24 protein-coding genes are annotated in these 18,877 nt (G+C 44.7%); 2 read left to right on the top strand and 22 right to left on the bottom strand.

The annotated features are described in order from the left end of the window. Window positions 1-3 precede the first annotated feature (3 nt). The 20 genes from spoVAE to ansA form a co-directional block, all read right to left on the bottom strand. Window positions 4-354 (bottom strand): stage V sporulation protein AE, encoded by a 351-nt coding sequence (spoVAE, locus tag V756_RS0113915; protein WP_014664475.1) that lies wholly within the window; start codon window positions 352-354, stop codon window positions 4-6. Window position 355: 1 nt separating this feature from the next. Continuing rightward, entirely contained in the window at window positions 356-1,372 is a 1,017-nt protein-coding gene (gene spoVAD, locus V756_RS0113910) for a stage V sporulation protein AD (protein WP_024715185.1), read from the bottom strand. A 12-nt stretch (window positions 1,373-1,384) separates the two neighbouring features. Next, complete coding sequence (gene spoVAC, locus V756_RS0113905; RefSeq protein ID WP_019714841.1) at window positions 1,385-1,837, bottom strand: stage V sporulation protein AC; 453 nt, start codon at window positions 1,835-1,837, stop codon at window positions 1,385-1,387. A gap of 13 nt (window positions 1,838-1,850) precedes the next feature. Further along, on the bottom strand, window positions 1,851-2,276 hold the full coding sequence (gene spoVAB / locus V756_RS0113900; RefSeq protein ID WP_024715184.1) for a stage V sporulation protein SpoVAB: 426 nt from the start codon (window positions 2,274-2,276) through the stop codon (window positions 1,851-1,853). Further along, complete coding sequence (gene spoVAA, locus V756_RS0113895; protein WP_024715183.1) at window positions 2,266-2,886, bottom strand: stage V sporulation protein SpoVAA; 621 nt, start codon at window positions 2,884-2,886, stop codon at window positions 2,266-2,268. The genes spoVAB and spoVAA overlap by 11 nt, the downstream gene beginning before the upstream one ends. A 127-nt stretch (window positions 2,887-3,013) precedes the next feature. Further along, window positions 3,014-3,781 carry an RNA polymerase sporulation sigma factor SigF gene (gene sigF, locus V756_RS0113890; RefSeq protein WP_024715182.1) on the bottom strand — a complete coding sequence of 256 codons (768 nt, stop codon included), beginning with the start codon at window positions 3,779-3,781 and terminating at the stop codon, window positions 3,014-3,016. Between the two features lie 11 nt (window positions 3,782-3,792). After that, window positions 3,793-4,233 (bottom strand): anti-sigma F factor, encoded by a 441-nt coding sequence (gene spoIIAB / locus V756_RS0113885; protein WP_003223955.1) that lies wholly within the window; start codon window positions 4,231-4,233, stop codon window positions 3,793-3,795. Continuing rightward, window positions 4,230-4,583 (bottom strand): anti-sigma F factor antagonist, encoded by a 354-nt coding sequence (gene spoIIAA / locus V756_RS0113880; protein WP_024715181.1) that lies wholly within the window; start codon window positions 4,581-4,583, stop codon window positions 4,230-4,232. The genes spoIIAB and spoIIAA overlap by 4 nt, the downstream gene beginning before the upstream one ends. Before the next feature lie 95 nt (window positions 4,584-4,678). After that, window positions 4,679-5,848: a D-alanyl-D-alanine carboxypeptidase DacF gene (dacF, locus tag V756_RS0113875; protein WP_024715180.1), complete on the bottom strand. Its 1,170-nt coding sequence runs from the start codon at window positions 5,846-5,848 to the stop codon at window positions 4,679-4,681. Between the two features lie 158 nt (window positions 5,849-6,006). Further along, complete coding sequence (locus V756_RS0113865) at window positions 6,007-6,822, bottom strand: purine nucleoside phosphorylase I, inosine and guanosine-specific (protein WP_024715179.1); 816 nt, start codon at window positions 6,820-6,822, stop codon at window positions 6,007-6,009. Between the two features lie 12 nt (window positions 6,823-6,834). Next, window positions 6,835-8,019: a phosphopentomutase gene (gene deoB, locus V756_RS0113860; protein WP_024715178.1), complete on the bottom strand. Its 1,185-nt coding sequence runs from the start codon at window positions 8,017-8,019 to the stop codon at window positions 6,835-6,837. Window positions 8,020-8,178: 159 nt separating this feature from the next. Further along, window positions 8,179-9,069, bottom strand: a complete 891-nt coding sequence (gene xerD, locus V756_RS0113855) for a site-specific tyrosine recombinase XerD (protein WP_024715177.1) — start codon at window positions 9,067-9,069, stop codon at window positions 8,179-8,181. Window positions 9,070-9,076: 7 nt separating this feature from the next. Then, entirely contained in the window at window positions 9,077-9,304 is a 228-nt protein-coding gene (locus tag V756_RS0113850; protein WP_024715176.1) for a YqzK family protein, read from the bottom strand. 124 nt (window positions 9,305-9,428) lie between these two features. Further along, entirely contained in the window at window positions 9,429-9,878 is a 450-nt protein-coding gene (fur, locus tag V756_RS0113845) for a ferric iron uptake transcriptional regulator (RefSeq protein ID WP_003223972.1), read from the bottom strand. 112 nt (window positions 9,879-9,990) lie between these two features. Then, window positions 9,991-10,635, bottom strand: a complete 645-nt coding sequence (gene spoIIM / locus V756_RS0113840) for a stage II sporulation protein M (protein WP_024715175.1) — start codon at window positions 10,633-10,635, stop codon at window positions 9,991-9,993. A 100-nt stretch (window positions 10,636-10,735) separates the two neighbouring features. Continuing rightward, a complete protein-coding gene (gene brfA / locus V756_RS0113835) occupies window positions 10,736-10,951 on the bottom strand; it encodes a ribosome rescue factor BrfA (RefSeq protein ID WP_024715174.1) in 216 nt (71 codons plus the stop codon). Between the two features lie 102 nt (window positions 10,952-11,053). After that, a complete protein-coding gene (locus tag V756_RS0113830) occupies window positions 11,054-12,373 on the bottom strand; it encodes an NAD-dependent malic enzyme (protein ID WP_024715173.1) in 1,320 nt (439 codons plus the stop codon). A 17-nt stretch (window positions 12,374-12,390) separates the two neighbouring features. Continuing rightward, window positions 12,391-13,797, bottom strand: coding sequence for a malate-H+/Na+-lactate antiporter MleN (mleN, locus tag V756_RS0113825; RefSeq protein ID WP_024715172.1), 1,407 nt, complete (start codon window positions 13,795-13,797; stop codon window positions 12,391-12,393). A gap of 142 nt (window positions 13,798-13,939) precedes the next feature. Next, window positions 13,940-15,367 carry an aspartate ammonia-lyase gene (gene aspA / locus V756_RS0113820; RefSeq protein ID WP_024715171.1) on the bottom strand — a complete coding sequence of 476 codons (1,428 nt, stop codon included), beginning with the start codon at window positions 15,365-15,367 and terminating at the stop codon, window positions 13,940-13,942. Between the two features lie 45 nt (window positions 15,368-15,412). After that, window positions 15,413-16,402, bottom strand: a complete 990-nt coding sequence (ansA, locus tag V756_RS0113815) for an asparaginase (RefSeq protein WP_024715170.1) — start codon at window positions 16,400-16,402, stop codon at window positions 15,413-15,415. A gap of 181 nt (window positions 16,403-16,583) precedes the next feature. Between ansA and V756_RS0113810 the strand changes: the two genes are divergently transcribed. Beyond that, window positions 16,584-16,934: a helix-turn-helix domain-containing protein gene (locus V756_RS0113810; RefSeq protein WP_024715169.1), complete on the top strand. Its 351-nt coding sequence runs from the start codon at window positions 16,584-16,586 to the stop codon at window positions 16,932-16,934. A gap of 8 nt (window positions 16,935-16,942) precedes the next feature. On the opposite strand, the gene V756_RS0113805 is transcribed toward V756_RS0113810, so the two are convergent. Both V756_RS0113805 and nudF read right to left on the bottom strand, forming a co-directional pair. Beyond that, entirely contained in the window at window positions 16,943-18,106 is a 1,164-nt protein-coding gene (locus V756_RS0113805) for a TIGR00375 family protein (RefSeq protein ID WP_024715168.1), read from the bottom strand. Then, window positions 18,103-18,660 carry an ADP-ribose pyrophosphatase gene (gene nudF, locus V756_RS0113800; RefSeq protein WP_024715167.1) on the bottom strand — a complete coding sequence of 186 codons (558 nt, stop codon included), beginning with the start codon at window positions 18,658-18,660 and terminating at the stop codon, window positions 18,103-18,105. The genes V756_RS0113805 and nudF overlap by 4 nt, the downstream gene beginning before the upstream one ends. A gap of 74 nt (window positions 18,661-18,734) precedes the next feature. On the opposite strand from nudF, the gene mciZ reads away from it, so the two are divergent. Beyond that, window positions 18,735-18,857, top strand: a complete 123-nt coding sequence (mciZ, locus tag V756_RS0113795) for a Z-ring formation inhibitor MciZ (protein ID WP_024715166.1) — start codon at window positions 18,735-18,737, stop codon at window positions 18,855-18,857. Window positions 18,858-18,877: the final 20 nt, after the last annotated feature.

Here is an 18,877-nt window from a genome sequence, read left to right as displayed (position 1 = left end):
GCATTATCCTTTCGGTTTGAAAATAACAGCTACGATAAAAGCGAAGAGAATGGCTGCTGAAATACCTGCGGAGGTCAGCTCAAAAATCCCCATGCCGATTCCGATAAATCCGTGTATGTGAGCCTGGTGCATGGCACCGTGGAGAAGGCTATGGCCGAAGCTGACGATCGGAACGGTGGCTCCTCCTCCGGCAAATTCAATAAATTTATCGTAAATGCCAAATCCATCTAAGATCGCGCCAATCACTACAAAGGTTGTCATGACGTGGGCTGGCGTCAACTTAAAAATGTCCAAAAGCAGCTGGCCGACAATACAAATGGCCCCGCCGCATACAAAAGCCAAAAGGTAGTCCATGTTAAGATGCACCTCCTGCACGCTCAAATACAACCCCATGGGCGATGGTTGGGATGGTTTCTTTTTGCTGGATCATCGTCGGGCTTAACAGCGCCCCGGTTGCCACGACAAATACACGGTTTAAGTTCCCTTCTCTCAGCTGCTTAAAAATGTGAGAGTAGGTGACAACCGCTGAACAAGCGCAGCCGCTCCCTCCGGCAAAGACCTGCTGATCCGGAGTGTAAATCAGAAGACCGCAATCATCATGCTTTGTGCCGACCGGATAGCCATCTTCCTTTAAGATATCTTTTACGATGGGAGAGCCGACGCCTGACAGGTCACCTGTCAGGATAAGATCATAGTCATCCGCTGTCCGGTTGAGATCTTTAAAATGCTGTTTAATCGTATCAGCTGCAGCCGGAGCCATGGCCGATCCCATATCAAACGGATCTGTTATCCCCAAGTCAGAAACCTTTCCGACTGTCGCGCTTGTGATTTGGATATCACCCGGTGTCTGACTGATGACAACTGCACCGCTTCCGGTTACAGTAGAGGTGGCAGTGTCCGGTTTTTGGCCTCCATATTCTGTGGGATAGCGAAACTGCCTTTCCGCTGTGGCATTATGACTGCTGGTAGCAGCGAGGGCCCTTTTGGCAAACCCGCCGTCAACCAAGGCCGATGCGACAGCCACTGTTTCCATTGATGTTGAACAGGCGCCAAACATACAAAGAAACGGAATTTTCAAGTGTCTTGCCACATAATTGGCGGTCACGTTTTGATTCAGCAAGTCACCTGCCAGCAATAGATCAATATCATCTTTTGTCAGATTATTTTTTTGAAGCGCTGACGTAATCGCATCTTCCATCAGCTGGCGTTCAGCCATTTCCCAGCTTTTTTGATTACAGTGCATATCGTCGTAGGTTTTATCATATAAAGACCCGAGCGGTCCGTCTTTTTCCTTTGGACCCGCTGCCGTTCCCGCTGAGTTGACAAATAAGGGATGTTCAAACACCCAGGTTTGCTTTCCTGTTAATTTCATTTTCTTCTCCTCCTATGACATCAGTTTCTCAAAAGCAAACCGTATCATTCCGACAATATACGCGGCCACAACACCGAAAACAATGACATTCCCCGCCAGTTTAAACATGTTTGTCGCTACTCCGAGCACTAACCCTTCGCTTTTATATTCAAGAGCAGCACTGGCCATACTGTTGGCAAAACCTGTGACCGGTACGGCTGAACCGGCTCCTGCAAACTGTCCGATTCTGTCATAGATGCCGAATCCGGTAAGCAAAGCTGAAATTAATATCAATGTTGCCGCAGTCGGATTTCCCGCTGTTTTTTCATTAAAATTAAAGAAATGGATATAAAAATTTTGCAGACCTTGCCCGATCGCGCAGATCAGACCGCCTACCAGAAAAGCTTTTACACAGTTCCAGACGTAAGGCGGCTTAGGCTGATATGTTTTCACTTTTGATTTGTAGTTTTCTTTTATGTTTGTCATCTTAAAAGCCTCCCTATGAATGATCAATAAAATACAGCCAGTGAAATAAAGATCCCGCGATTTTCCCAATCACGATGGCCATCAACAGAATAATAATTTTACTTCTGAGCCCGATTCGTTTTGCTAAAATCGGCAGCACATTCAAAACCTCTGTAAGAGCGGCCGCAAGCATCCCGACAAACAAACCTGCCAACAGCCCGACCGGCACGGCAATCCATTTTGTCAAAAAAAGATGGTGCATATGGAGCGTCTCCCATCCCCCGCAAACCGCGCCTAGTATAACAGCCGCTTCATAAGCCTGAACAAATCTCATCGTTTTGGTGAGCTGCATCAGCCGCGGAATGATTCCCATTACGGTTAAAAAAGCAACGAAGCCCGCCCCCACCGTGATGCCTCCGCCGAGCCCGACAAAAATAATGAACAATACACTAACGATCATGCAGGTCCTTTAATGTTTCTCGATTCTCATGCATGGCCACATATTGATCGAGATCGAGCTGATAGTTAAACATCTCGACCTCCAGCGGGCTGGGCTCTTCATTAAGACGTTTTTTAAATATGTGGTTAAAAAACACGATCATTCCCAGTCCCAAACCGATGCTGTATGGGATTTGGAGCAAATATGGATAGTCATTCTTCTCTCCGGTTATGATTTCATACAGTGCGATATGAACATCTCTCATGCTTACATCTTCATGAAAGTTCATGATAGCCAGACACGATCCGATAAACAAAAGCAGCCAAACACCGACAAACAGAACTGTTGATAATTGCCGTTTCCGGTACTGAATTTCAACAATGGTTTCTGCTCCGCCTACCGTTTGAACATCAAGTGTCGGATCCTGTAAATGAATGGCTTTGAGGACTTGTATGATATCCAAAATTACGATATTTTTATCTTTTTCGCTCACCTGGTAAAGCGGCATAGCTGAAAGTTTGTTTTTCAGCTGAAGCTGTCCTTCAATTTGTGCGGCATCTCCAACTGTGATGATATCCCCCGGATGAGCCAGCACCCGGTGGCGAAGTCGGATAAATATACGTCGTTCCATCATTGATCACCATCTTTCGGTGGTTATATATGTAGTATGTGGTTCGATGTTGTTCTCATTCATCCGCTTGAAAAGACCATAAATTACCACGCTTTCACGCACAAAAAAAGCCAGCCTGCATCGCAGACTAGCTATCCGTATGATCCATTTGAACCTTGATCTGTTTTAATATTTTCTTTTCAAGCCTCGAAACCTGAACTTGAGAGATCCCAAGCCGCTCAGCCACCTCGGACTGCGTCTGGTCTTTATAATACCTGAGATAGACGATTAGTTTTTCTCTTTCCTCCAAATCGCTGATCGCTTCTTTCAGCGCAATCTTGTCAAACCATTTTTCTTCCGAGTTGTCAGCAATTTGATCAAGAAGGGTAATCGGATCTCCGTCATTCTCATAAACAGTTTCGTGAATCGATGACGGAGCCCTTACCGCCTCTTGGGCGAGTACGACATCTTCTGCCTCAATCTCCAAATGGTCGGCGATCTCCTGCACCGTCGGCACTCTGCCCAGTGTTTTTGAAAGTTCATCCTTCGCGCGACGGATTTTGTTTCCGAGCTCTTTTAATGACCTTGACACCTTTACGGTCCCGTCATCTCGGATAAAACGCTGGATTTCACCGATAATCATCGGCACTGCATACGTTGAAAAGCGCACATCATAGGATAAATCAAATTTGTCAACAGATTTTAACAGCCCGATGCAGCCGATCTGGAAGAGATCGTCAGGCTCGTATCCTCTGTTTAAAAACCGCTGTACGACAGACCAAACAAGACGCATGTTTTTTTCTATGAGGAGGTCTCTTGCCTGCTGGTCGCCATTTTGGCTTTGTTTGATTAATTCCTTTACTTCATGATCCTTCAGCTGAGCGTTCTTGCCGTTTTTCTTAACCTCCACATCCATAACAAATCTCCTTAATTACAAAGCGCTTTGCTTTTTGATAAGTGCTTTGTTAAGCGAATCGTCGTTCCCATCTCAGGCGATGAGTCGATGCTGACATCATCCATGAAATTCTCCATAATGGTAAAGCCCATTCCAGAGCGCTCAAGCTCAGGCTTCGTCGTGAATAAGGGCTGACGGGCTTCTTCGAGATCTGTAATGCCCCTGCCTTCATCACGAATGGTCATATATACGACATGATCTTCCAGCGTCACTGAAATGTAAACCTTTCCGTCGCAGTTCTCTTCATATCCGTGGATAATAGCATTCGTGACAGCCTCTGACACAACTGTCTTGATTTCGGTCAGTTCATCCATTGTCGGGTCCAGCTGAGCTATAAATGAAGCAACTGTCACACGGGCAAATGATTCATTTTGGCTGAGGGCAGAAAATTCAAGGTGCATTTCGTTTTTCATGATGCCACCCCCAGTGTCAGCAGCGCCTGCTGCTCAGATTGTTCAAATCGGATGATTTTAAACAGACCCGACATATCAAACAGCCGCTTCACCGCAGGAGAGATGGCGCAAACGACCATTTCCCCGCCAATTTGCTTAATTTGCTTGTATCTTCCTAAAATAACGCCAAGCCCCGAGCTGTCCATAAAGGAAAGGTCCTCCAAGTTCAGCACGATATGGCGGATATCATCCTTTTCTAATGATTGGGTCACGTTTTGCTTCAGGGTTTCTGCCGTATGGTGATCGAGTTCGCCTGTTAATCGAATACAAAGCACAGATTCTTTGACATGCATGTCAATTCCAAGGCTCATGCTCATTCCTCCTTGATATGATCGGATAATGAGTGTTTCGATTTCGACGGAATGAATTCCTTCACCGTGACAAAACTAGTGGGCATTCGGCATAATTACTTAAATTTTGTCCAGTCTCCCATCGTCCGCTTCAAGAATGTGATAAACCCGGCTTTCTTCATATCATCTTTCGCAGCAACAGGACTTTCAGCGAGTACTTCTCCGTCCTTTTTTAAAATGAGCGTGCCAAGCTCTTGGCCTTTTTGAATCGGAGCGCTTACATTGTCTTTCATTTTAATTTCTTTTTTCACATTGTTCATATCCTCGCCTTTTTTCGTCAAGATTGAAATCGGCTCAGATGTAGTGAGTTCAACAAATTTTTGTTTGCCTTTTTTGACCTTTATTTTTGCTACTATTTCATTTCGTTTATATAAAGGATGCGTTTCATATTGACTAAAGGCGAAATCAAGCATCTTTGTCACTTGTGCATTTCGTTCTTTAGGCGTGCTCGCTCCGAATACAACCGCAATGGCCCGCATGTTTCCTTTTTTAGCCGAAGCTGTCAGACAATATTTCGCTTCACCTGTATAGCCTGTTTTTACACCGTCTACGCCAGGATAAAACTTGATCAGCCGATTCGTATTCACCAGCCAAAACTTTTTATCTGTATTTTCACGAAGATAATCTTCATATGTGCCGGTAAACTTCGTGATTGATTCGTACTTCAATAATTCCTTAGCCATGATAGCCATGTCATATGCAGAACTGTAATGCCCTTCCTCAGTCAGTCCGGTCGGATTTTTGAAGGATGTGTTTTTCAAACCCAGCTCTTTTGCTTTTTTGTTCATTTTCTTCACAAATTCTTCTTCAGAGCCGGAAATGAATTCAGCCATCGCTACGGAAGCATCATTTCCCGATGCGATTGCGATGCCTTTCAGCATTTCTTTTACAGTCATTTCCTCTCCGGGCTCAAGGAAAATCTGTGAGCCGCCCATTGAAGCAGCATGCTCGCTTGTACGAACCTTATCACTCATTTTGATTTTGCCTTCATCTAAAGCTTCCATAATTAAAAGCATCGTCATGATTTTCGTCATGCTTGCAGGCGCCAGTCTCTCATTGCTGTTTTTGTTGTAAAGCACTTTTCCTGTGTCACGTTCTATCAGCACCGCAGACTTCGCTTCATGAGCAAGCTCCGATGTACGTTTTCCGTCTTGTTTTGCAAATGCAGACGGTGCAAATGTAAGCAGCATGATACCAATCAACAAAGTGGATAAAAGACGTTTCATCTCAAAAGCCCTCCATTTCATAATCTTTTTTATTTTTTCCAAGCGAGATGGTTTTATACGCCACTGATGGAAAATGTTTCGTATCTTTTTTGGGCATAAAAAAGACAGCTGCGTCATATCAGACACAGCTGTCTTTTGATCTTGCATTCATTCAATTTTTATTCGTACTGAGCGACGACCGCTTTAACAAGCTGCAAGAATCCTGCTTTTACCTTTTCGGTCACTTCCATTACTTCATCATGACTTAGAGGCTGATCCAGAATTCCGGCTGCCGCGTTAGAGATGCAGGAAATGCCAAGGACCCGCATTCCCGCATGATTCGCTACAATGACTTCCGGTACAGTAGACATGCCGACTGCGTCAGAGCCCATCGTTCTTAAGAAACGGACTTCAGCCGGTGTTTCGTAAGAAGGCCCTGTCACAGCGGTATACACGCCTTTTTGAATTGGAATGTTAAGGTCTTTCGCAACCTTTTCAGCCAGGCTGGAAAGGTCTTTGTCATAGGCTTGAGACATATCTGGAAATCTGGCGCCAAACTTGGCTTCGTTTGGCCCGATTAAAGGGTTAGTTCCCATAAAGTTGATATGATCGGTAATGATCATTAAGTCACCCGCACGGAATTCAGTATTGACACCGCCAGCGGCATTTGTGACGATCAACGCTTCCACGCCAAGCGCTTTCATCACGCGTACAGGGAAAGTGACCTTCTCCATTGAATAGCCTTCATAAAAATGAAAACGGCCCTGCATCGCAATAACGGAAACTCCTTCAAGTGTGCCAAGCACAAGCTGTCCCGCATGGCCTTCAACAGTAGATACGGGGAATTCAGGTATGTCTTCATATTTCAGCTTTACCGGATTCTCGATTTCGTCCGCCAAAATGCCAAGACCTGAGCCTAAAATAAGGCCGATCTTCGGAGATTCCGGCAGGTTTTGCTTAATAAAAGCGGCTGCGCGTTCGATTCTGTCTTTCAAGAAACAGTCCCCCTATTGTAATAAAGATAAAAAGCTTTTCCCGTATTTCGGTTGATTCGTCTGGAAATTATCAGCGATTGTTGCGCCGATATCGGCAAATGTATCTGCAAGCGGCAGCATTTGCGCTTTCTTATGTTTTTTGCTGTAAGCGAGGATCGGCACGTACTCGCGTGTATGGTCGGTTCCATGATGAATCGGATCATTGCCGTGGTCGGCTGTAATGAGTAACAGATCGTCTTCTTTCATTTTCTCAAATACTTCCGGAAGCCGCGCATCGAATTCTTCAAGCGCGCGTCCGTAGCCTTCCGGGTCACGGCGGTGTCCGAATAAAGCGTCAAAATCAACAAGGTTCGCAAAGCTCAAACCCGTAAAGTCTTCACCCAGCGTATCAATCACCTTGTCCATTCCGTCCATATTGGAAACCGTCCTCCGTGAAGAAGTAATGCCTTCTCCGTCGTAAATATCAGAGATCTTACCGATTGAGATCACATCTAAGCCGCTGTCTTTCAATTCATTCATGACAGTTCGGTCAAACGGCTTCAGCGCATAATCATGGCGGTTTGGCGTCCGTTTGAATTGTCCCGGCTCTCCGACGAACGGCCGTGCGATAATGCGGCCAACCATATATTTCGGATCAAGCGTCAGCTCTCTCGCCGTTTCACAAATACGGTACAGCTCCTCAAGCGGCACAACCTCTTCGTGAGCGGCAATTTGCAGCACAGAGTCAGCAGATGTGTATACAATTAAAGCTCCCGTCTCCATGTGCTCTTGGCCAAGCTCGTCCAAGATCGCTGTGCCGGAAGCCGGCTTGTTTCCGATAATTTTGCGTCCGGATCTCTTTTCCAGTTCCTGAAGCAATTCATCAGGAAAACCCTCTGGAAACACTTTAAACGGTTTATCAATGTATAAGCCCATGATTTCCCAATGGCCGGTCATTGTATCTTTGCCGTTTGACGCCTCTTGCATTTTCCCATAATATGCAAGCGGTTGTTCCGTTTTTTCTACACCTTTAATATCCTCGATGAGACCAAGGCCGAGTTTTGCCATATTCGGCATATGTAATCCATTCATATGCTCGGCTATATGTCCGAGCGTATTAGCGCCTTCGTCATTAAAGTCAGCGGCATCCGGCGCTTCGCCGATTCCGACTGAATCCATTACAATTAAAAACACACGATTATATTTGTATGCAGGCATCTTGAAAGCCTCCTTTTTTTCTATACGTCTATTGTATCGCTAAGAGGTCTGACAACTCAAGTATAAATCGTTTTCATTCCCGTTGACAATGCATTTGGAAATAATGAGAAACTTCATTATTTTCTGCCTTTCTAAACAAAAAAGCCGCACCCCCTGCGGCTAGGCCCGCGGATGAAACTGCTTGTACACATCCTTCAGCCTTGTTTTCGTCACATGCGTATAGATTTGCGTTGTGGATATATCCGCATGACCGAGCATTTCCTGCACCGCTCTTAAATCCGCCCCATTCTCAAGCAGATGAGTTGCAAAGGAATGCCTGAGCGTATGCGGGGTCAGCTCTTTTTTGATCCCGGCTTCCAGCGCAATTTTCTTCAGGTTCTTCCAAAAACCCTGACGGCTGATCTGTTTGCCGTGATGATTTAAAAAGAGAGCGTCAGACACATTATTCTTCAGCAGTTTCCCCCTGGCTTTTGTGATATATTCTTCAATGGCGGAAGCGGCGGCTTCACCGATTGGCACAATCCGTTCTTTTCTTCCTTTCCCGAAGCAGCGGACAAAACCCATGGACAAATGAACATCAGCTGTTGTCAATTCAATCATTTCACTGACTCGTATGCCTGTCGCATAAAGCAGCTCCAGCATCGCTTTATCCCGATAGCCAAAAGGGCTTGTCAGTTTAGGCGTGTCCAATAATCGCTCGACCTCATTGAGTGCGAGCACCTTCGGAAGCGCCCGTTCAGTTTTTTGTGTTTCGATATGAACAGAAGGGTCCTTGTCCGTTATTTTTTCCCTGAGGAGAAATTGGTGAAAAGAGCGAATGGATGCCAAATGCCGCGCTGATGTTTTGCCGGATTTCCCAGAGTCCTTCAAGTGCTTTAAATATTGGATTATATGTATGCGAGTTACGTGATTCCAATTCGTAACGTGAAGGGTTTCTGTTAAATAGAGAGAATAGCTTTTCAAGTCACGTTCATAGGATACCACCGTGTTTTGGGAAAGCCCTCTCTCTACAACAACGTAGTGGATGAAATCCTTTATTTGATCTTTCACTCTTGATCTACTCCCCGTTTTGGTAAAAAAAGATTAACCGGTCGAACCATCCGCCTTTTTCATTCTGGTCCATTTCAACAACTTTTACAGCGGAGCCTTCCGGTTTATCGTACCGATGATAGTTTTCATACTCTTGATTCACCCATATCATAGCATAATAGAACAAAGCGGTAAAACCGGTAAACAGGATGAAAACTTTCAATGCATCAAGAGCTGTTTTTAGGAATCTTCCCATGTCCTAATCGATCCTTTCCCTATGGTTCCAGTTATTTAAACCATATGCCAAATCAGAAAGGTTTTATACATAGAAACAGCAAAAAACCCTTTCCCCATGAGAAAAGGTTCGCGCTCGGCACCGTCTATTCAGTTTCTTTTCCGTTACAGCGGTGGCAAATGCCGTGAAATGTCAATCTATGATCTTTAATCTTAAATTTCCAATCACGTTCAATGATTTCTTCCACGTCTTCAAGCAAATCTTCTTCAATTTCATCAACGGCTCCGCACTCCATGCACACCAAGTGGTGATGAAAGTGAGCTGCGCCCTCTTTCCGAAGGTCGTAACGGGACACGCCGTCTCCAAAGTTAATTTTATCAACGACTTTTAATTCAGTTAATAATTCAAGCGTACGGTATACTGTAGCGAGACCGATCTCAGGAGATTTCTCTTTTACGAGGAGGTATACATCTTCTGCGCTTAAATGGTCTTCTTCGTTTTCAAGCAGCACTCTTACTGTCGCTTCACGCTGAGGCGTAAGTTTGTAGCTGGATGAGTGCAGCTGTTTCTTAATTCGATCGATACGGTTTTCCATGTCTTTCCCTCCTACGCCGCATTCCATGACTCATTATAACAAAATACGCGCATAGTTCCAACTATAATTATTATAAACTGATAAATAAAACGATTTCCTTTTAATAATGATTTTAAAAAAGTCTCGATGTAAGCTTTTCCATTAAAGCCGGAGATAAATATGCTTCAAAAAGAGAGGAGATCAGCGCTAAAAACAGGATGACCAGAAGCACGAAAGCATACCGCCCGAACCACTGAATCGGCGCGTCATGCAGGCTGCGTTTCACGAACAGCTGCCTGATTAGTTTTAAAGAAAATGCGATCGCACACGTACCCATAATGAGATATGCCGGAATCAGCAGCACATTTTGCGGCAAAACGGAGACAAAGGATAAGAAAAAACCGCTGATGCCCATCTGATTGACAAGGAACCCGACAGTAAAGCCGACGACGATGCCTTTCAGAAAGATCATGATAAAAATAATCGGCATCCCGATGACGGAAATGCCCAATATCCACATCAGCCCTAAATATTTTGCGTTATGGAAGATGCTTTGCCCAAACATATCAGATGCACTTGCTTGTTTTCCATCCGAAAGCTGTCCGAAAAATCGGCTTAAGTAGTAATATAAATCTTCTTTCTGGCTGATGGTCATGCTGTTGACAATAATCGCCCCAAAGATGACACCCATGAAAAACAGCACTGAGACAAATATATAAAGAGAGAGATGATCTTTGACATGTCCGAGAAACATGTCCTTATAAGAGATTTTTCGCATACCGTTTCCTCCCGCACGATCTAGTGATTTGATTTAATAGATTGTATGAAAGAAACGGAAAAACATGCCCTTTTTCAAAAAGAAACGATAGAGAAAGATACTAGGCGGCTTTTGCGGGCACAAAAAAATCCTTATCATCAAATGCCGTATGATCATAAGGATTCTTACCATTTCTTTTATTCAAAATCTCTTTTTTGCTTTTTGTCTTTCTTTCATGTGTGCTGAAAGATGGTGAACTTCCTCTTGATAATAAAACGTCACGCCCGCCGTTTCTCAACAGATGTTCCCGCTTCTTTTTCGCTCGGCTCTTCGCCATGCTGATCACTCCCTTTAATGATTCACAGCCATTATAGCAAAAATCATCATACGATGAGAAAAAACAGCACCTGTTTATGTCAGGTGCTGTTTTTACGCAGATTTATTTCACTGGATTAAGAGCCGCGTGCTCGACCGCAGCTGCTACCTCATGATGAACTTTCGAATCAAGCGGCTGAGGAACTACATCGCCTTGTTTTGTACAGGCTGCGATAGCCTCAGCTGCTGCGACAAGCATATCATGATTGATCTCCTTGCTTTTTGCGTTGAGCGCTCCTCTGAAAATACCCGGGAAGCCAAGCACATTATTAACAGAACGTCCGTCAGCTGCATATGCTGCGCCGGCCTGCAGCGCAGCCTCCGGCTCGATTTCAGGCTTCGGATTCGATAAAGCCAAAATCACATGGCCGGAACGTACAAACGCCGGTTTAATTAAACCTGGAACGCCCGTTGTGGCAATGACAATGTCACAAGATTCCATGAGCTCCTCGATGCTGGCTACTGCCTGTCCGCCGTATTGTTCAAGACGGTCCATGGCTGCCTCTGATTTGTCTGTTCCGTACACAGCTTTCACACCGTAGGCCATAAACATCCGGCAAATAGCAACACCTGCTGCGCCCAAACCGATTTGCCCCACTTTCGCTTCCTTCAGATCAACCCCCGCACTCTTGCATGCCGAGATCGCAGCTGCCAGCGTCACAACAGCAGTACCATGCTGATCATCGTGCATAACAGGGATGTTCAGCTCCTCTTTTAGGCGGTCTTCGATTTCGAAGCAATGCGGCGAGCCGATATCTTCAAGCAGGATGCCGTTAAAACCCGGAGAAATATGCTTTACCGTTTTGATGATTTCTTCAGGATCACTCGTATCAAGCAATATCGGAATGCCGCTGATACCCGCCAGCTGATCAAACAGAGCAGCCTTTCCTTCCATGACAGGCATGCCTGCCACGGAGCCGATATTCCCAAGACCGAGAATTGCCGTTCCATCCGTTACAATCGCAACAGAATTGCTGATCGTTGTATAAATAGACGCTTTTTCTGGTTCTTTTTCGATCAGCCTGCATACGTCTGCAACACCTGGTGTATAGACACGCCCAAGCTCTGCAAGCGAGTGGATCGGCATTTTGCTTTTCATTTGGATTTTTCCGCCTTCATGTGCGGACAGGACTTCATCGGATACGGTGTGAAGCCTGATCCCTTCTCCAAGATCCTGTACGGCCGTGATCACTTCCTGAAGCTGTTCTTCATTCTCCACTTGAACGGTAATATTCCGCATTGTGTAATTGGGGCCGACTTTTACCGTCTCCACTTCACCAATATCCCCGCCCAGAAGACCGATTGCCGTAGCAACCCTTCCAAGATTTCCGGGAACCGACGGCGTTTCGATCATCAGTGTCCGAATCATGTGTTTCGCTATCATTCAGTGACCCTCCCCTATTAGCCTAGTTTTTCGGCTTTGACTGTATTGTTTTTCGTGTACCATATACACTTTCCTGTATAACCATAGATAATGGCAAGACCTATTGCAACAAAACTAAGCCACATAAACGGCAAATAAGAGAAGGTAGAAACCCCGAGGATTCCCGCCATGTAAATCCCGTTATCAGACCAAGGAACCATACCTGAAGTTAATGTTCCCCCGACCTCCGAGTTACGTGATAGCACTCTTCGGTCCAGATGCAGGCGATCATAGCTGTCTTCCATAATTTTCGGAGTCAAAATAAGAGATACATACATCGCGCAGCCGAAGATGTTTGCTAAAAACGCTACAATCAGCGTAGATAAAGTGACATTGCCGGCAGATGTTAATTTCTTTTCAAATAGTGAGACGATGACTTTCAGCACGCCGAGTTTCTCAAGCAAACCGCCAAAACCAAGACCAAAGATAATCACGACAAGGGAACTGAGCATTCCGACAATCCCGCCGCGGTTTAACAGGCCATTCAAAAATTCAACATCTGTTTTAATAGAAAATCCATTGTACGCTGTAGCAATCGCATCCGCAATATTCATGCCTTGGAAAACAGCAGCCCAGATTGCGCCGAGTAAAGCACCGATCACGATAACCGGCATAGACGGCTTTCTCATCGCCAATAAGACAATGACCACTACAGCCGGGATCAGCATCCAAATATGGATGTCAAACGTATTTTGCAAAGAAGATTTTAAGAATTCAACTTTATCAAGATCAATATTTTTTCCGCCATACATAAAGCCGGTAATAGTAAATAAAATGGCCGTAATCACATATGCAGGTATTGATAAATAAAGCATTGCTCTCACGTGGTCTAATACATCGACTTTGGATAGTGAGGAAGCCAGAACTGTACTGTCAGACAAAGGAGAAAGCTTGTCCCCGAAATAAGCGCCTGAAAGAATAGCTCCTGCTACGAGAGGAAGCGGGATACCTAAACCTTCTCCAATTGCGATCATGGCGATGCCGGCAGTTCCGACTGTTCCCCATGACGTTCCTGTTGCCACAGACATAATAGAACAAATAATCAATGTTGCCAGTAAAAAGATACTAGGGTGAATAAATTCTAATCCGTAATAAATCAGTGTCGGCACAACGCCTCCGGCGATCCATGTCCCAATGAGCGCCCCGACTGAAACGAGAATCAGAACGGCTTCAAGCCCATTTGATATTCCATACAGAATCGCATTTTGCATATCTTTATAAGAATAACCGAGTCTGATTCCGAGAATCATAGCAATAAACCAGGAAATGAAGAGCGCAAGCTGTATCGGCAAGTCTAAAAAGACTGTAAACGACATGACAAGTGCTAAAAATGATCCTAGTACAATAATAATTTCGAATAGTGTTGGCAATCTTACATCCTTCAAAAGAAGTCCCCCTTCATGTAAAAAGCTAAAACGCTTTCAATAAATAGTGCAACACGTATACTATACTTTCTCATCCCTATGTTGTAAACAGCTTATTCACCCGACTATTCGGAGATGAATAAGCTGTATTTTTGTTCAAATTTTATTTTTCTAATAGTTCTTTCCCAGCAATCCCAGGTTTTGTCATTTCAAATGGATTCAAAATAATATCCAACTCTTCTTCTGTCAGCACATCATGCTGCAGGCAAAGATCACGGACTGATTGGCCTGTCATAATCGCTTCCCGGGCGATTCGTGCAGCCGCTTCATATCCAAGATGCGGATTGACAGCGGTAATTACGCCTGCGCTTTTTTCCACGTATTGCTTCAAGCGTTTTTCGTTGGCTTCAATGCCTTTAAGGCAATTGTCAGTGAACGAACGGAAGCCATTGTTCATGATGCTGATGGATTGAAGCAAGTTGAAAACAAGCACTGGCTCCATAACGTTCAATTCAAGCTGGCCGGCTTCTGAAGCAAGACAGATTGTATTGTCGTTTCCAATAACCTGGAACGCAATTTGGTTGATCAGCTCCGCCATAACCGGATTGACTTTCCCCGGCATAATGGATGATCCCGGCTGGCGGGCAGGCAGAGATATTTCCGCAAGTCCGGCGCGCGGGCCTGATGCCATTAAACGGAGATCGTTGGCGATCTTCGACATGTTCATCATGCAGACTTTTAATGCTGCTGATACCTCTGTATAGGCATCTGTGTTTTGTGTGGCATCAACAAGATGATCTGCGCCGACAAGCGGAAGACCGCTAATATCTGCAAGGTGCTTTACAACCTGTTTGATATATTCAGGATCTGCGTTTAGGCCTGTACCGACAGCGGTTGCGCCCATATTGACTTCATACAGGTGCTGGCGTGATTGTTTGATCCGTTTGATATCACGCTCAAGAACACGGCTGTACGCTTCGAACTCCTGGCCGAGACGAATCGGAACAGCGTCTTGAAGGTGTGTCCGTCCCATTTTGATAACTGAATCAAATTCCTGTGCTTTTTGTTGGAACACACTATGCATGTCTTCCATTGTCTTCAGCAGTTTTTCCAAAAGATTCAATGTGGAAATATGAATCGCAGTCGGGAACACATCGTTTGTCGACTGTGACATATTCACATGTGTGTTTGGACTTAAATGGATGTAATCTCCCTTTTTATGACCCATGATTTCAAGCGCCCGGTTTCCGATAACCTCATTCGCATTCATGTTCATAGAAGTTCCGGCACCGCCCTGAATCGGATCGACGATAAACTGATCATGCCATTTGCCTTCCAAAATCTCGTCAGCGGCTTGTACGATAGCTTGGCCAATTCCTTCATACAGCCGTTTCACGTCCATGTTGGCAAGAGCCGCAGCTTTTTTTACAATCGCCAGCGCGTTAATCATTTCTTCATGGATCTTGTATCCCGTAATTGGAAAGTTTTCAGAAGCACGGAGCGTCTGAATTCCGTAATAAACATCTGCTTCAATTTGTTTTTCTCCGAGGAAGTCTTTTTCCACGCGGTATTCTTTTTGGCCGTTTAACATAATCATTAACCTACTTTCTCTTTGTTGGTCATCGTTTCTGATATTTTAAAGGACAACGTCATCAGCGATCGGTGTTTCCATAATTCTCTTGACGACAGGAAGATCCGAAGACTGGCCGAGTGCCCACATCAATTTTGGCACAATCGCTTCTGTGTTCATATTTCTGGATCGGATAATTAAATCTTGGTTGACTCTGCGGCCGACCTCGTAAATGCTCATGTCTTCCCCTTCTTCCAGACATTGAGTTGTGATCACGACGACAATGCCGCTTTCGATCAGCTCATTCACTTTTGTCAAAATGTCTCTGCCTTCAAATGGCACGCCTCCGCTGCCATAACTCTCGATGACAACTCCTTTGTACATGCTTTTGAGGGCATCAAGCATTTCGGGCTTTAAGCCCGGATGCAGCTTCAGCAGACATACATCTGTGCATAGTGAAGTGTCAACTGTGAAGGTGTCGTTCTCAGGTTCCGTTACTTGTTTGTTGTATTCGATCCCGTCTTCATTGATAAAAGCGATATATGGGTAATTGATGCTTTCAAATGCGTCATAGCTTTTCGTTCTTAATTTGATCGCACGCGTTCCTTGAATAACTCTGCCGTCAAACACGACGTATACTCCGCCTACCCCTTCACATGCAAAGCGAATTGCGTCTGTAATATTTTTTTTGGCATCCGTTTTTTGGAACGTGATCGGAATCTGCGAGCCGGTGATGACAATCGGCTTTTTAGCATGCTGCAGCATATACGATAGTGCGGCAGATGTATAGGCCATTGTATCCGTACCGTGTGTAATAACAAAACCGTCATAGGCATCATAATTTTCCTTAACGGCTTCCGCTATTTCCACCCAGTATTCAGGCTGCATATTGGTGCTGTCTATATTCATAAGCGACTGAGTTTCCATCGTGTAATCGTTATCAAGTTTTGATACGTAACTTAATAATTCATCAGCTTTAACTCCGGGAGCCAGCCCATTTTCCCCTTCAACTGAAGCAATCGTTCCCCCAGTTGTCAACATCAATAATTTTTTCATACCATGCACCTCTTCACTGTATCTAAAGATGGGTTGCGAGAAGGTATTCGCTTTTCGCATACTTTTAATGCAATTATAGACACGGAAAATAAAATACGCAAGAGATTATTATTCAATTCGCGTACACTTCCTAATACCTATATGATATAATCAGCTCAAGGTGAAAAAGGAGCGGAAGTTCATGAATCTAGATCGTTTAACTGAATTGAGAAAAAAGAAAAATTGGTCGCTTCAATATACAGCAGACCTTCTGGGTATCGCAAAAAGCACATATGCCGGCTACGAGTCTGGCTACCGCCGGCCTTCACTTGAAGCGCTGGCCATGCTGGCAGACCTCTTTGACACAACCTGCGATGAACTTTTGGGCCGCGAAAAACCAAAACAGACTGCCCCTCAGACCATTGAATTGACCACGTGGAGCAGCCTTGACTTTCACATTTCTGTTGATGACAAGCCGCTGAATGAAGATGAAATCATCCAGCTGATCACCTTTATCCGGACAAAAAGAAAAGTACAGGAGGAACTGAGTTAATCTTTAACTCACGGTTTCACTTTTCCGTAGGTTCCCCCTCCTCCGGCTTTCACTTTTAGCTTTCCGGATCTCGCTTTTACAATAAGCCCCGCTGTTTTCGTCGGAACAACGCGAGCCAAATCTTCTTCTGCAGCCTCATGAAGAACAGCCATTTCTGTTCCGAAGGCTTTTTTTAGTTTGTCCAGTGTTTTCGGACCGACACCCGGAACAAATTGCAGCGGGATCTGATGAACATACCGCGGACGCGAGACGCGAACTTCAGCCTGATCACTCAATTCACGCAATCTTTCGCTGACTCCCTTTGTAAATCTGGTGTTTCCGCAATTCGCGCACGTCGTTTCCCCGTTCACAGCAGGTTCTCCGCACGCTTCACAGGCCGTCTGATAATATTTCCCCAATAACGGATCCAAGCCGTAATTTGCGGCAATTGTCCTTTTACCCTGTCCCCTTAATGCAAGAGCAAATTCGGTAAAATCAGCTGACTGTACATATAGTTCATTATATTCTCTGCCGATTTTCCCTAACGAATGCGCATCAGAATTTGTTAAAAAAGGATACTGATTCAATTCAGATACGTGTGAAGCCATGTCTGTATCACAGCTTAATCCAAGTTCCACCGCATCTATCATAGAGGGATCAAAAACCTCGGTTAAGCTGTTTTTAACCCCTTTTCCATATAAGCTTTTATGGGGTGTAAAGATATGGGCAGGAATAAACAGCCCGCCCATTTCTTTCACTTTTTTTTGCAGGTTCAAGCCCGTTTCATATATCCGCTGCGAGCTTAAATGAATATTTTTCAGCCGTGCTGACAGCCAGTTAGAAAACCGCTTCATATCTGCCAGCGTCCGCATAAACACGAGCACATGAATCGGCCCGCTGCAGGCTTCATCATAAATCTCAAGCTCGCTTCCCAATAAAAGCGTCGTGCTGCGGTAGCGAATCCCCCCGCCGTCAAGCTCGTGATATTTCCCAGATGAAATGCCTTCCTCAAGCTCTAAAATGACTTCCGGCGAATGACAGTCGATAATGCCAAGAAGTTCAATTCCTTTATGTTCACTGGCTTCAACCAAAATTCGGTCCAGCGTTAATGTTTTGGCGCCTGTGATTTTGACAGCCCTTCCTGTAAAGGTCCGGCCGATATGAATGTGCAAATCCGCGTAAATCTTTTTCATTTTTGTGCTTGGAGCGTTTCTTTCAGCTGAAGATACTGAATCGCATAGGCTGTTTTAGCATCATAGACTTCGCGCGATTCAACCAGCTTCAGCGCATCTTCAAGCGTCACCTCCATCACTTCAACAAACTCGTCCTCATCAAGCTCTCGTTTTTCTTCGAGTACAGCCAGCTCTTCAGCCAGAAATAGGTGAACAATTTCATCTGCAAAGCCTGGCGATGTATAAAACGCCGTGATTTTTGTCAGTTTTTTCGCTGTATAACCGGTTTCCTCTTCAAGCTCCCGAAGCGCCGTGTACTCCGGCTCCTCACCTTTTTCCAGCTTTCCGGCCGGGATTTCAACGATCGTCCGCTCAAGCGGCTTACGGAATTGTTTCACCAAGATGATTTTCCCTTCATCTGTAACAGCTAATATAGCTACAGCTCCAGGGTGCTTCACAATTTCACGTTTACTTGTTTTTCCGTTTGGCAGTTCAACGTCCTCTACATATAGATCAATGACTTTTCCTGAAAAGATCTGTTCTTTGGTAATTGTTTTTTCTTCTAATGACTTCATTTCTTCATCTCCCGTTCTGTCTCTATATGATGCCCCATACATTTTATCATACTAGAGAAAAGGGGGGCTTTTTCGTGAAAGTACACCGCATGCCAAAAGGTGTTGTCTTAGTCGGAAAAGCATGGGAGATTCGGGCGAAACTAAGGGAATACGGCCGCACATTCCAATATGTGAAAGATTGGATCTCTGAGCCGTAAAAGTTGAAACTTTAGCTCCT

Origin of the sequence: Bacillus tequilensis KCTC 13622, from assembly GCF_000507145.1 — a bacterium.
GTDB lineage: Bacteria > Bacillota > Bacilli > Bacillales > Bacillaceae > Bacillus > Bacillus tequilensis.
Note: the sequence above shows the minus strand (reverse complement) of the source record. Positions and strands in the feature narration are given on the sequence as shown.